Source organism: Bradyrhizobium sp. USDA 223 (assembly GCF_044909005.1).
Lineage (GTDB): Bacteria > Pseudomonadota > Alphaproteobacteria > Rhizobiales > Xanthobacteraceae > Bradyrhizobium > Bradyrhizobium yuanmingense.
In genome coordinates, this window is record NZ_JBIYDR010000001.1 from 1528576 (window position 1) to 1542020 (window position 13445).

Genomic DNA, 13445 nt, shown 5'->3' on the forward strand with positions numbered 1-13445 from the left:
GTTTCACGTCAGGAGAACTTTCCATGTTCCATTTCATGCGCCGGGGGCCTCGCGCGTTCGCCTCCACACTCGCGCTGTCAGTCGTCGCGCTCTCGACCGCGCTGGCCTCGCCGGTGTTTGCAGCCGGCAAGACCCTCACGGCGGTGCTGCACTCGGATTTGCGCATCATCGACCCGATCTTCACCACGGCCTACATCACGCGTGACCATGGCTACATGGTTTACGACACGCTGGTGGCCACCGATTCGAACTTCAAGGTCCAGCCGCAGATGGCTGACTGGAAGATCTCCGACGACAAGCTCACCTACACCTTCACGCTGCGCGACGGTCTGAAGTGGCATGATGGTGCGCCGGTGACGGCGGAAGATTGCGTCGCTTCGCTGAAGCGCTGGGCCGCGGTCGACGGCATGGGCCAGAAGCTCATGGACTTCACCGCCAGCATCGAGGCGACCGACGCCAAGACCATCACGCTGAAGCTGAAGGAGCCCTATGGGCTCGTCCTCGATTCCATCGGCAAGCCGTCCTCGCGCGTGGCCTTCATGATGCCGAAGCGCCTTGCGGAGACGCCGGCGGACAAGCAGATTCCCGAGCAGATCGGCTCGGGCCCCTTCAAGTTCGTGCAGGGCGAATTTCAGCCCGGCGTGAAGGCGGTCTACGTCAAGAACACCGATTACGTTCCGCGCAAGGAGCCGGCGAGCTGGACCTCCGGCGGCAAGGTGGTGAAGGTCGACCGCGTCGAATGGATCACCATGCCGGACTCGCAGACCGCGGTGAACGCGCTGCAGTCGGGCGACATCGACTTCATGGAGAACCTGCCGTTCGACATGTTGCCGGTGCTGGAAGCGAACAAGGAGCTCAAGATCGAGGTCCTGAACAAGTTCGGCTTTCAGACCCTCGGCCGGATGAACTTCCTTCATCCGCCGTTCGACAACGTGAAGGTGCGGCGGGCTGCCTTGCTGGCGATGAACCAGAAGGACGTGCTCGACGCGCTGGTCGGCAATGCCAAGTACCAAAAGATCTGCGGCGCTTTCTTCGTGTGCGACACGCCGCTCGCGACCGATGTGGGCTCCGAGACCCTGGTCAAGGGGAACGGCATGGCGCAAGCCAAGAAGGCGCTCGCCGAGTCCGGCTATGACGGCACGCCGATCGTGATCATGGCCCCTGGCGACGTCACGACGTTGAAGGCGCAGCCGATCGTTGCGGCCCAGCTGCTGCGCGAGGCCGGCTTCAAGGTCGACCTGCAGGCGACCGACTGGCAAACGGTGGTGAGCCGCCGCGCCAGCCAGAAGCCGCCGAAGGAAGGCGGCTGGAACATGTTCTTCACCAACTGGGTCGCGGCCGACGTCTCGAACCCGATCGCCAATCTCTCGATCAGCGGCCTGGGCAAGAAGGGCTGGTTCGGCTGGGCGGAGGATGCCAAGATCGAGCAGCTCAAGGACGCTTTCGTCCGCACGGCTTCGGTCGACGAGCAGAAGAAGATCGCGGCCGACATCCAGAAGCAGGCCTATGAGCAGGTGATCTACATTCCGCTGGGGCAGTATCTCATCCCGAGCGGCTGGCGCAAGTCGCTGAACGGTGTGCTCGACGGTCCCGCGACCCCGGTATTCTGGAACGTCGACAAGACGGAGTAAGCGCCGCGCGCCTTGCATGTGAAAAACGAACGGCGCCGCAGTCTCCTGCGGCGCCGTTTTTTATCAAGCAGCGCTTCTATGAAGCAGTCGGTGATCGCTCTCGTCTAGCAGTGGCTGTCGCGCAGCTGCTCGAGCCCTTCCCTCACGAATGCCAAGCTCGAGTCCTTTCGTTCATCGGAACGAGGCTGCGAAATCGGCTGTTCGATCTCGGACGCGGGCTGATCCGACCTGTTCTCTTGTTCCATCTCGCCAATCCTTTGAATTGCTGCGGTACAACATCGCGAGGGGCGGGAAGTTCCTAAAAGCATGATCCGGAAAGGTGCGAAGCGGCTTTCCGGAAAGATCATGCGCAACAACTATCACGATGACGATCCATCCGAATCTCATCGCGCTTTAGCTGATCGGACGATGTTGCGGCCTGAACAGCCGTCCCTTCTCGACCACCAGCACGATCGCCAGCGCGGCGAGGGTGGACAGGAAAAAGCCGATCGAGAACGGCAGCAGCGTGCCGTCGAAGCTCTGCCCGATCGCCATGCCGACCACGATCCCGATCAGCGTGGTGATCGAGCCGTACAGCGAGGAGGCGGTGCCTGCGATGTGGCCCTGCGGTTCCATCGCCAGCGCGGTGAAGTTGGCGACCATCATGCCGAACGAGAACATCATCAGGGCCGAGAGCACCATGAACAAGGCGAGCGGCAGCACGCTAAGGCTTTCCGTCAGCAGCATCACGCCGGCCACGGCCGTGTAGAGCGTCAGCGCGCCGTGCGAGATCACGCGCATGCCGAGCCGCCCGACCAGTCTTGCATTGAGGAATCCGGCGATGGCGACGCCGGCCGCGATCGCCGCGAAAGCAAGCGGGAAGTAGTGGCCGAGGTGATAGATGCCGGTGAAGATCTGTTGGGCGCAGAAGACGTAGGCGAACAGTGCGCCCATCACGCTGCCGGCAGCCGTGGCATAGCCGATGGTCTGGCGATGGGTCACGGTCTGCCGGTACGCGGAGAGCACGTCGGCGGGCGCCAGCGATCGGCGCTCCGACCGGGGGAGAGTTTCAGGCAGCCGCAGCACGCACCATGCGAGCGCGAGCAGGCCGTACAGCATCAGCACGACGAAGATGCCGCGCCACGCCGTCACCAGCAGCACCGCCTGTCCGAACGAGGGGGCGACCACCGGCACCGCGATGAACACCATCATGGCAAGCGACATCACGCTCGCCATGCGGCGGCCGACATAGCAATCGCGCACGATCGAGGTCGCGATCACGCGCGTCGCCGCGGTGCCGAGCCCCTGGAGCGCGCGCGCCAGCAGCAGCGTCTCGAACGAGGGCGCGGCGACCGCCAGCACGCTCGCCACCGCATAGACCGCCATGCCGCCGAGCAGCACCGGTCGGCGCCCAAAGCGGTCCGACAGGGGACCCATGACGAACTGACCGGCGCCGAAGCCGATCAGGAAGATCGACAGCACCAGTTGCAGATGGTTCTCGACGGGAATCTTGAAGGCGGCGCCGATATTGGGCAGCGCCGGCAGCATCATGTCCATCGCGAGCGGATTCAGCGCCATGATGGACGCGATCACGATGACGAATTCCGGAAAACCCATTGGGCGGTGTCCCGAGGACACCCAACCGTCGGCATTGACGTCGGACAAGAAGCTTACCTCTGCAATCGAGCCACTTATCTAGCTTCGATGCTGCGTCGCACAACCCATGTTTCGGGATGGCTGGCAGGCGGGGCAGGAGAGGTCAAGATCAGGTGAGGGCCCGTCGCCGGCCGGATGGTCGTCCTCGACCGCATCGCCGCGCACATCGAAACGTTTTCCGAAGCCGCGTCAGCGGACGGCTGGGGCCGGCAACCAGGGATTCACCATAGGACGCGCCCGGCACGCCGGGGAGATGAATCGGCAACCCGTCCTGTCCATTGTGGTCGGACCGGCTGCCGCAACGGCGCCGCGAGAAGCCAAACAGGGTATCGCCCGTGTCCGACATATCAGGTGCAGCACGATGGTTGGCGCCTGCGGCCAAGGCTGCCGGGCGCAACGTCTGGCTTGCCGGCGTGGTCACGCTGACCGCGCTGCTGGTGCTCGGTAATCTCGCCAACGATGCCTCGCTCGACCTGCCGTATGGCTGGGACGTCCGGGTCAATTGCGCGGCCGTCGATGCGCATGCCGACGGGCTCGATCCCTACTTCGTCAAGAACCTGAAGGGCACCACCTATTCTTATCCCTATCTGCCGGTGACGCTGGACGTCTTCCGTCCGCTCTGCGCGGGCGGCGTTCTGCTCGATCATTACAGAAGCATCTTTCTCGTTCTCGCCATGCTCTGCGCGCTGCTTTTGCCCGGCTTTGGAACGCGTGCCAGCGCGCGCGATGCTGGCTTGAAGGTGCTCTGCGCGCTCGGCGCGTTCGTCGGTTTCGAATTCGTGGTGGCGTCGGGGAATTTTGCGCTGCTGAGCGGAGTGCTGACCGCGATCGCGCTGAAGCTCCTGCTACGCCCGCTCGCATCCGAACAGAATTCGAACTTTTCCTCGCGCCTCGCCGGTGCTGCGGTGCTCGGCCTCGTGACCTCGTTCAAGCTGGTGTTCGTCCCGGTGCTGGCGGCGCTCTATTTCCTGCCGCTGCCGCGTGGCCGCAAGCTGGCCTTGATCGCGGTGGCCGCCTTCGCCTTCGCGTTGCCGGTCGCGCTGTCGCGCTTGCTGTATCCCGATCTGTTCGCGAGCTGGCTGCTCGCGATCGCAGGCCAAATTCCCGGCCAGCACGCCGTCGGTCTCGTCGAGACCAATCCGTCGCTGTTGCTGCTGGCGCGTGACCTCATGGCCCAGGCCGGCTTCGGTGGCGGCAAGCCGGCGATGCTGGCGGCCTATGCGTTCGCGGCACTCGCGCTCGTGCTCGTACCGTTCGCGCTGTCCGTCCTGCGCGCGGCCGCGAGCGGATCGGTGCGGGGAGGAGCATCGCTGCTGACGCAGCTCGATCGCTGGCTGATGGATCACCCGCGCACGGCCATGCGCATCACGGTGCTTGCCATGTTCGCGCTCTATCTCAGCTCGCCGCGTCTGAAGGAATATGCCTTCTTCGAGCTCGCGCTTCTTGCCGCGATCCTCATCGTCGATCTTCCGCCCCTGGCGCTCGCCGCCAGTCTCGGCATCGGCCTCGCCTTCCCGGCACTGATCTCGCTACTGGGCGCGCCGATCGAGGGCACCTTCATCCTCCTCGTCACCGCGCTGATCTGCTTCTGGATCGTGCTGCTCGATTTCCGCGCAGAGCCAAAGCGACTCGAGCAAGGGTGATACAAGCTAGTGGTGCGGGCAGCCAACCGGCACAGCGCTTGCGCACCGAGGGATTTCGCCGTCAGCAGACGGCGTTTGCGTCCGACAACCAAGGCAACATTCCGTTTCAAGCGGAATGTAGGAGCTAGTCGGTTTTGTTCTCGACAAGGACCTGAATCACGCCCGCAAGAGGCGCTTCGTCGCCATCGAAGGCAGTGATCATTGCATTGAGAAAGGCGTAGGGATCAAGGTCCTTAAGATCAATCGGATGCCCAGCTCGGTCCGCCAGCAGCAGGAAGAACGACAGCTGTGCGCGACCATTGCCTTCGCGAAAAGCGTGGATGACGTTGAGTTCGGATAGGAAATGGGCCGCCTTTTCTGCGAATGCCTCCGGCTCAAGGCCGGCCAGAAATTTGTCCTGCTTCAGCTGTGCGAACAGTAGCTTCGCCTGGTCTTCGATGTTCTCGGGAAAGCAGAATGGGTTTCCGCCTTTTGACATGCGAACGGTCCGAATCTTGCCAGCCCAGTCGTACACATCCTGGAAAAGGTGTTCGTGCACTGCCTTGAAATGCGCGAATCGAGTTTGCCGGCCGGAAGTTCCTCATCGGCCCGGGCATCGCTCACTTCCGCTTCGAAGGAATGAAGCTCCTCAGGGTTTCTGAGATCGAGCTTGTTCTTTAGAACTGTTGTGCCGGGATAACAGTAGTCGTCAGCGACGGCGTCGTACATCAGGCTAGGGCTTGCGGTAGGCCTTGATGATGGCCTTCCTGCGCTCTTCGGGCGTGCGTGCCTTGCTCGCCGTGATAGCAGAGCTGCCCTTCATCTCGGCCGAATAAACGATCCCTTCCACGGAGCTGATCTTCCTGAAGCGTGCGCTGCCGATCACAAAACCGGAGCCCTTGCCCTTCTTGGAGGATGATTTCTTGGTTGTCATACGCAAACCATAGCACAGATCGGGCCGACTCGCCCGAGGCATTGAACATCAATGCGAAGCGGCAGTGGCCCTTTTGGCGTACTTGCAAGGAAGTGGTGCGGGCAGCCGGGGTCGAACCGGCACAGCGCTTGCGCACCGAGGGATTTTAAGTCCCTTGCGTCTACCAATTCCGCCATGCCCGCTTGATCCAACGAGATCAAACACTTAAGTCCGTTCCGGCGGTCTGGAATTGGCGCGTTCGCCGGAGGGACGGTTCTTCCTTAAGCGAGCCGGGGGCACAAGGCAAAGCCTCAATCCGGACATCTGTTGCTGCTTTAGGCATTCTCAATCCACGGGGGCTATTCATCCGGCATGGCTGCTTCGTTTTCCTTTTCGCTGCGCGGCGTTGGCGCGCTGTTCGCGCTGCTTGCGGCTGGCCTCGCGCTGTCCGGCTGCGCCGGCGTGAGCGAGACGATCGCACCGGCCTTTGCCGATCCCGCCAAATACGAATTGTACGATTGCAAGCAGCTTGAGACCGAGCGCAAGGACCTCGCCAAGCGCACCGCCGATTTGCAGCGGCTGATGGAGAAGGCCGAGACCGGGGCGGGCGGTGCCGTCGTGTCCGAGCTCGCTTACCGCAACGACTATGTCGCCGTGCGCGGGCAGGCCCAATTGGCCGAGGACGCTTGGCGCCGCAACAGATGCCGGGAGACGCCGCCCGAGGCGCCGCCGCCTCCGGCATCGCCCGCGGCCAGCGCCAAATCCGGCAAAGCGGCCCGCTGAGGCATGCTGCCGGCGCCGCTCCGCATCAGGGCCGCCAGCCGTAGATCCAATCCTGTCGCGCCAGCATGCGCTGCGGGCCGAGCGCGCGGATCGCAACATCGCGTGCGAGCGCGAGCGGCCCGCTGAGATGATAGATGCGGCCCTGCTGCCGCGCGGTCCGCTGCACCCGCCGTACCCGCGCCTGGCGGGCACGGCCGTATTGCGTCAGCGCGGCGGCAACCGCTTTGCTGCCCTCGGCGGCTTCCAGGCTCAAATGCCGGGCGAGCACGGCGGCATCCTCGATCGCCATGCCGGCCCCTTGCGCTGCGAACGGCAGCATCGCGTGCACGGCATCGCCGAGCAGCGCCACCGAACCCTTGCTCCAGGGGCATCCCTCGGGAACGCCGAACAGCGCCCATTTGCGCCAGCTGTCGACCGCGGCGAGCAGCATCCGCGCCGCCGGCGGCCAGCGCGGGCCGGCAAAGGCGTCCATCACCTCGCTGACATCGCCGGGCGTGCTCCAGCCCGGCCGGTTCCAGGTGCCGGGCAGCACCGCGACCACGTTGATCTGGCGTCCGCCCGCAATGGGATAGGCGACCAGATGGGCGTTCGGTCCCATCCAGAGCTGCACCCGGCGCGCGGTATAGTCCTTCGGCAATTGCGTGGCATCGAGCGTGCCGCGCCAGGCGATCAGGTCGGAAAAGCGCGGCTGCACCTCAGGAAACAGATGCTGGCGCACCGTCGACCAGATGCCGTCGGCGCCGATCAGTGCGCTGGCGAGATCGCTGCGGCGGATCGTGCCGCTGCGATGGACCACGGTCAGGCCCTTGGCGTGAGGCGCGACGTCCTCGAAGGTCGCGCCCAGCTTCAGGTCGATGTCGGGATGGTCGGCGACGGCGCCGGCGAGGGCCGCTTGCAGGTCGGCACGGTGCACCACCCAATAGGGCGCTCCGGCGCGCAGCGAGGCGGCTTCGCCGAGCGGCATGCGCAGCAGCTCGCCGCCGGCGCGCGCGCTCATGATCGAGAGCGCTTCGGGGGTGACGGCGCGCAGTTTGAGGCGTTCGGTGAGGCCGAGCTCGACCAGCACGCGGCTGGCATTGGGCGAGAGCTGCAGGCCGGCGCCGACCTCCTCGAGGCGTTCGGCCTTCTCCAGCACGACGATGCGGAAGCCGCGGGCGGCGAGCGCGAGCGCGGCCGTCAGGCCGCCAATGCCGGCACCGGCGATGACAATCGTTCGGGAGAGCGCCACCCCTTAACCGATGGACGCGGTCAGGCCACCTTGTCCTTCAGCACACATTCCGGCGGGCGGGCTTCGCCCGGCTTCAGGTCGGCCGCGAAGCGGTACAGCGTCGAGCAATAGGGGCAGATGATCTCGTTGTCGTTGCCGAGGTCGAGGAAGACGTGCGGATGGTCGAACGGAGGATTGGCGCCCACGCACATGAACTCTTGCGAACCAATCTCGATGACGGGAACACCGGCATCGTTATGGAAGTGCGGGACGACATGGTCGGACATCGAAGTTCATCCTGGAGTGGCAATGGCGGCAGATACAGTCACGAACCGACGCGGCATCTTTGAGGCGCTGCGGACCATACTGGCGGGTACAGGTGATTGCTAGTCCAGCGGAACCGAAAAGCTTCGCAAGCGCCCCATGCTCATTTGCTCATGCAAATTCGACACAATCTTGCGGCCTGAGAGAAGCCCTTCTTTCGTCGGGGACGTTGTGTCGCAATTTTGGCATACTATCTCTGTGGTTGCGTGAAACCGGGACGAAAGACGTAGTGTTCCGCGCAAGCGATCTCAGGGCATCCGGGCTTTTCCACATGAAGTGGCTGCGAATCAGTACGGCGTTGGCGGGAATGGCCGTGTGCGGGTTCGTGCTCGCGCAGGTGGCGCCGCATGCCCGCGAGGCCGGCGCGATCCTGGCCGCCCAGGATGATCCGGTCGCGCTCTCCGAGCTGAAGCTCGATGCACTACTCCGGCACAACGACCGCCTGGTTCAGGACAATATCGAGGCCGCGCTCGCCTCCGGCGACGCCGATCTCGCCGACAGTTTCGTCACGCTGGCGCGCGAGCGCAACATCGCGCTTCCCGACGACCTCCTGAGCCGCGTCAATGACGCCGTGAAAGCGGAGAATTCCACCGCGCATTTCGCCAAGCGCTTCGCCACCGGTCTCGTCACCGGCAACGCGGACGATGTCGCGAGCCTGTCCGGGACCGTGGCCGGCGATCTCTTCGTGTTCGGCGACATCAGGGACGTGGTGCGCGAGGGCAAGCACCTCGCCATGGGCGAGGACACCGACCGCCTCGTACTCTCCCTTGCGGCGGTCGGCCTTGCGGTGACGGCGGCGACCTATGTCTCCGTCGGCGGTGCCGCGCCGGTGCGCGCCGGACTGACGCTGGTGAAGGATGCGCGCAAGCTCGGACGGCTCGGCGAGGGGCTCGCCGCGTGGGCCGGTCGGTCCGCGCGCGAGGTCGTCGACGCGCCGATGCTGCGGAACGCGGTGGCATCGGGCTCGGTGCTGCGCCCTGGCCAGACCGTGAGCGCGATCAAGGCCGCGTTCCGGGCCGAGAAGGCCGGTGCGCTGGTCCGGCTCGGCAAGGACGTCACGCGCGTCGCCGGAAAGACCGGCACGCGCGGGGCCATGGATACGCTCCGCATCGCCGAGGGTCCCAAGGACGTCGCGCGCGCTGTGCGGCTTGCGGAAGCGCAAGGCGGCAAGACGCGCGCGATCATCAAGCTGCTCGGCCGCGGCGCGCTGCTGCTCGTCGGCGGCGCGTTCGATCTGGCGATGTGGTTGTTCGGCGCGGTCGTGACGCTGTTCGGCCTGCTCTCCTCCATCAAGGCGACGACCGAGCGCCTGACCCAGGCCTGGTGCGATCGCAGGCGGGCGCGGCGGCTGCGCCGCGCGCAGATGGCGGCCGACGCTGCTTTGGCTAACGCGGCCGCGACGGCCTGAGGCGCGATCCGCTTCGGGCTATTGTTTGAGCATGATGTTGCCGGAAAACCGCTGCACACTTTGCCGGATCGTGCTCTAACATCGCGTCATTCCCCTCAAAACCTCACGGAACTGCTGATGCCGAGCTTTCACAACGGCGCCGTTGAAATTGCCTATCTAGACGAAGGCGAGGGCGATCCGATCATCCTGGTGCACGGCTTTGCCTCCAGCAAGAACGTGAACTGGGTCTATCCGACCTGGGTGTCGGAACTGCGCAAGAACGGACGCCGCGTCATCGCGCTCGACAATCGCGGCCACGGCGAGAGCGCAAAGCTCTACGAGCCCGCGCAATATTCTATACCCGTGATGGCCGGCGATGTGCTCGCGCTGATGGATCAACTCGCCATCCCGCAGGCCGACATCATGGGCTATTCGATGGGCGGGCGGATGACGGCCTGGCTCGCCCTCAACGAGCCGCAGCGCCTGCGCTCGGCGATCCTTGGCGGCATCGGCATCGGCGGCCTGATCGAGGGCACCGGTCCCGGCGAGAACGTTGCCAAAGCGCTGGAGGCGCCCGCGCTGGACGACGTCACCGATCCCGTCGGCCGCACGTTTCGCGCGTTCGCCGACCAGACCCGCTCCGACCGCCGCGCGCTCGCCGCGTGCCTGCGCGGCACGCGCGATCTCATGACGAGGCAGCAGGCCGCGCGCATCGAGGTGCCGGTGCTGATCGCTGTCGGCAGCGCCGACGACGTCGCAGGAAGCGCCAGCGCGCTCGGCGCCATCATCCCCGGCGCGGAAGTGCTCGACATTCCGAACCGCGACCACATGCGCGCGGTCGGCGACAAGGTTTACAAGACCGGCGTGCTCGACTTCCTTTCACGCCGCGGCTGAGTCGGCAAATCCCTAGGACCTTTAGCTCAGTTTCTCAGCGCCTCAATTTGGGTGACGACCGCTGCTTCACACCGCCTTGTCGCTGAACCGTGCGGGAAGCGTGTTGAGGAACGACATGACGCGCTGTGTGCGCAGGGGCGGGCGGCGGCCCGAGGTGCGCAGCATCCATAGGGGTTCCCCAGGCGCGCGCCAGGGCGCCAGCACCTCGACCAGCCGGCCGGCGCGAAGGTCTTCGCCAACGAGCCACGCCGGCCCCCAGCCGACACCGAACCCATTCGTCAACAAAGCCAGCGAAGCGTGCGCGTCGTCGCAAATGTGCTTGGGTTTGGGCGTGATGCGAATGGGTCCTTTGCCGCGCGGGTCGGCGAAGCGCCAGGTCAGGATCTGACCGCTTGCGGGATTGCGGAAGCCGACGTGGTCGTGCGCGGAGAGCTCGAAGGGAGTGGCCGGCGCGCCGCGCGCTTTCAGATAGGCGGGCGAGGCGCAAGCGATCCAGGAGAACGTGCAAAGCCGCCGCGCCTGATGGCCGGGCGCGCGGTCGAGGGGCCCTGTGCGGATCGCGATGTCGACGCCTTCCGCCGCGAGATCGAGAATCTCGTTGCGGAACTTGACCTCGATCTCGATTTCCGGCCGTTCCCGCAGGAACGCGGGCAGTCGCGGCAGTATGCAGGCGCGCGCGAACGAGGCGGGGGCGGTCACGCGCACCCGTCCGCCATCGTCGCGCGCGACTTCGCCGAGGGCGGATTGGACACGGGCGAGACTTTCGACCAACGCGCGTCCCGCCGTCATCAGCCTGTCGCCCTCTTCGGTCAGCGCCAATGAATGGGTGGAGCGATGCAAAAGCCGCAATCCGTGAGCCTGTTCGAAGCGGGCGACCGCCTTGGACATCGCCGAGGTGGTCGTACCCGCCCGCCGCGCGGCTTCGGCGAAGGAGCCTGCCTCGACGACGCGGACGAAGGCGAGCAGGCGCGAGAGATCGGGAGGCAAAGTCGTTGTGGACATAAAGTCCACATAGCCATGGCTAGGCGGTCACTACAAGACCCATTCGAGAACGGCTACTCAGGGAGTGTCAGCCGCATTCTGCGGCGCTCGAAACGCGGGAAGTCCCATGAACCTCGTCGAAATCACGCTGCAAGCCCTCGACGCCGCCGAGCGCGCAATCCCACCCGGCCAGCCGGTTTATATGCTCAATCTGCTGCGCTACCGCGCGCAGGCGCGCTACGAGGACGGCTTCGACGCCACGCCGTGCACGGGCCGCGAAGCCTTTCACGAACGCTACAGGCCGGCATTCCGGCGTCTTGCAGCCGGTAAGCCGCTCGCGCCGATGTTTTCCGGCCCGGTCCTGACGAGCCTCGTCGGCGCGCCGGGCGAACGCTGGGACGAAGCGGCCATCAATGAATACGGTGATTTCGCCACCTTCCGCTCGATCGTGGACACCGAGACCTATCGGCGCGAAGTCGCGCCGCATCGGCACGCGGCACTCGAGGAATTCCGGCTGTTCGCGCTGGCCAAGGCGATGTGAAATGACGGCATTACGGTCATCTCGAAAGACGAGGCGCGTGCTCAGGCCGTCCGAAAAGTCATAGGCGATAGCCCTGCGCTAGCGGGAGAGGGGCGTATCTCGTTGTCGCGATCGAACCAAAGTTCATTCCGCTTTGGTATCATCGCCCCAACGCCGCGCCAGCGCCATCAGCACCACGAACGTCGCGACCCACACCATGCGCGCACCGTAGCGGTCGTGGGGCCCTGAGATCACGCCGCAGATGAAGGCGTTGCCGAGCAGGGCCAGCGTCACGGTCGCCGCCAGCAGCGTCAGATCGTCCAGCCGGCGCCTCACGAGCGCATGGCCGAGCAGCGCCAGCAGCGCCAGCATCGAGGCCAGCGCGACCGGGACATGCAGCCAGTTCACGACATCGAAATTGACGCCCCAGTTCTGCTGCCGCGCCGCGCGCATCGGCGCGGCCTGTGCGGGGATATAGCGCTCGATGATGCCGCGGGTGTGCGGGATCCAGCCGTTGGTGCCTTCGCCGGTCGCCACGTGCAGCAATTGCTGTCCCATCGCGCGGAGCGCCGCGCCGGCCTGCCAGGCCGGATAATCCTTCAGCGACTGCACGACGATGGTGCCCATCTCCTCATTCATGCCTGCGAAACGGCCGAGCGTGTTGAACACGCTCTTGCCCCACAGGAATTCGTCGGCGCTCGCCGGCAGCTCGTTGCGGTAGGGACAAAGCTTGTAACGTTCGCGCGGGCAACGGTCGTTGAGATATTGCGCGACGATGCCGTCCTGCATCATGCGGCCGAAGGCGACGCCGTAGCCGCCGGGCGTCCAGGCCAGCTTGCCGGACAGCGCGTAATTCGCCGAGACCAGCATCAGGCCGCCTGCAACGATGGTGAGGCTCGCCTGCGCCAATCCCGCAATGGGCAGCCGTTTGCCCACGAACGGCCGCGCCATCCAACCCGCTGCGCAAAGTCCGAGCAGCACGCCGAGCGTGGCGCTGTGCGTTGCCGCGGCAAAGGCGGTGAAGACGAACAGCGCGATCTTCTCGAGCGTCGAGGTCCGGTTTGCGCCGACCACCAGGAGGAACAGCGACAGCACCGCGAGCCCGGCAAAGATGTCGGTGAGCAGCATGCTCGCAAGCCAGGGCAGCGCGGTCGACAGCATCAGGGAGAGGCTGATCGCGACGAAGCGGAAGGTCTGCATCAAGCCCAACACGCGAAGCGTGAGCTGCAGCAGCCATAGCGTCGCCAGCGACTGGATCGCGAGATTGATCCAGAAGCCGAAACCCTCGCCATAGTGCAAATAGAGGCCGAACACCGTGGAGCGGCTGGGGACGAGATAGCCCTCGTACCAGCGCGCGAGATAGCCGCCGGTATCCCATTGCAACAGCGGATAGCCGTTCCAGACCGCCGGCGCGATCATCAGGAGGGGCAGGGCCACCGCCGCCAGCCGCAGCCAAAATGAGCCCGCGGCGCGCGCGCGCAGTTGATCGGTGGTGATGGTCAAATCGGCACTGCCCCCAGTTCGGATCATGCCCGCAATAACGGTTGG

Annotated in this window: 13 protein-coding genes and 1 tRNA gene; 6 read left to right on the top strand and 8 right to left on the bottom strand. The window is 65.2% G+C overall.

Going from position 1 to position 13445, the window contains the following annotated elements:
• The first annotated feature begins 23 nt into the window (after positions 1–23).
• A complete protein-coding gene (locus tag ABIA40_RS06765; protein ID WP_404540089.1) occupies positions 24–1631 on the top strand; it encodes an ABC transporter substrate-binding protein in 1608 nt (535 codons plus the stop codon).
• A 393-nt stretch (positions 1632–2024) separates the two neighbouring features.
• Here the strand turns inward: ABIA40_RS06765 and ABIA40_RS06770 are convergent, their stop codons facing one another.
• Entirely contained in the window at positions 2025–3275 is a 1251-nt protein-coding gene (locus tag ABIA40_RS06770) for a multidrug effflux MFS transporter (protein WP_404540093.1), read from the bottom strand.
• A gap of 326 nt (positions 3276–3601) precedes the next feature.
• On the opposite strand from ABIA40_RS06770, the gene ABIA40_RS06775 reads away from it, so the two are divergent.
• Entirely contained in the window at positions 3602–4909 is a 1308-nt protein-coding gene (locus ABIA40_RS06775) for a hypothetical protein (RefSeq protein WP_404540096.1), read from the top strand.
• Positions 4910–5033: 124 nt separating this feature from the next.
• On the opposite strand, the gene ABIA40_RS06780 is transcribed toward ABIA40_RS06775, so the two are convergent.
• The 3 genes from ABIA40_RS06780 to ABIA40_RS06790 all read right to left on the bottom strand — a co-directional run bounded on the left by ABIA40_RS06780 (position 5034) and on the right by ABIA40_RS06790 (position 6004).
• Positions 5034–5447: a Fic/DOC family protein gene (locus tag ABIA40_RS06780; protein ID WP_404540099.1), complete on the bottom strand. Its 414-nt coding sequence runs from the start codon at positions 5445–5447 to the stop codon at positions 5034–5036.
• Positions 5448–5621: 174 nt separating this feature from the next.
• Complete coding sequence (locus tag ABIA40_RS06785) at positions 5622–5822, bottom strand: hypothetical protein (protein WP_404540101.1); 201 nt, start codon at positions 5820–5822, stop codon at positions 5622–5624.
• Between the two features lie 93 nt (positions 5823–5915).
• Positions 5916–6004, bottom strand: a tRNA-Leu gene (locus ABIA40_RS06790).
• Positions 6005–6173: 169 nt separating this feature from the next.
• Here ABIA40_RS06790 and ABIA40_RS06795 point away from each other — a divergent pair.
• Positions 6174–6584: a twin-arginine translocation pathway signal gene (locus ABIA40_RS06795; protein WP_157280657.1), complete on the top strand. Its 411-nt coding sequence runs from the start codon at positions 6174–6176 to the stop codon at positions 6582–6584.
• 25 nt (positions 6585–6609) lie between these two features.
• Here ABIA40_RS06795 and ABIA40_RS06800 read toward each other — a convergent pair whose 3' ends face one another.
• A complete protein-coding gene (locus ABIA40_RS06800) occupies positions 6610–7812 on the bottom strand; it encodes an FAD-dependent monooxygenase (RefSeq protein WP_404540103.1) in 1203 nt (400 codons plus the stop codon).
• 20 nt (positions 7813–7832) lie between these two features.
• Complete coding sequence (locus ABIA40_RS06805; protein WP_008562814.1) at positions 7833–8078, bottom strand: zinc-finger domain-containing protein; 246 nt, start codon at positions 8076–8078, stop codon at positions 7833–7835.
• Between the two features lie 308 nt (positions 8079–8386).
• Between ABIA40_RS06805 and ABIA40_RS06810 the strand changes: the two genes are divergently transcribed.
• Together ABIA40_RS06810 and ABIA40_RS06815 are read left to right on the top strand one after the other, a co-directional pair.
• Positions 8387–9523: a hypothetical protein gene (locus ABIA40_RS06810; RefSeq protein ID WP_275503286.1), complete on the top strand. Its 1137-nt coding sequence runs from the start codon at positions 8387–8389 to the stop codon at positions 9521–9523.
• Positions 9524–9640: 117 nt separating this feature from the next.
• Entirely contained in the window at positions 9641–10396 is a 756-nt protein-coding gene (locus tag ABIA40_RS06815; RefSeq protein ID WP_404540106.1) for an alpha/beta fold hydrolase, read from the top strand.
• Positions 10397–10462: 66 nt separating this feature from the next.
• Here ABIA40_RS06815 and ABIA40_RS06820 read toward each other — a convergent pair whose 3' ends face one another.
• The gene (locus ABIA40_RS06820; protein WP_404540109.1) at positions 10463–11398 is read right to left on the bottom strand and encodes a LysR family transcriptional regulator; all 936 of its coding nucleotides are present in this window, start codon (positions 11396–11398) and stop codon (positions 10463–10465) included.
• Between the two features lie 106 nt (positions 11399–11504).
• On the opposite strand from ABIA40_RS06820, the gene ABIA40_RS06825 reads away from it, so the two are divergent.
• Positions 11505–11918 carry a hypothetical protein gene (locus ABIA40_RS06825; protein WP_404540112.1) on the top strand — a complete coding sequence of 138 codons (414 nt, stop codon included), beginning with the start codon at positions 11505–11507 and terminating at the stop codon, positions 11916–11918.
• Between the two features lie 123 nt (positions 11919–12041).
• Here the strand turns inward: ABIA40_RS06825 and ABIA40_RS06830 are convergent, their stop codons facing one another.
• Positions 12042–13400 (bottom strand): hypothetical protein, encoded by a 1359-nt coding sequence (locus ABIA40_RS06830; protein WP_404540115.1) that lies wholly within the window; start codon positions 13398–13400, stop codon positions 12042–12044.
• Between the last annotated feature and the right edge of the window lie 45 nt (positions 13401–13445).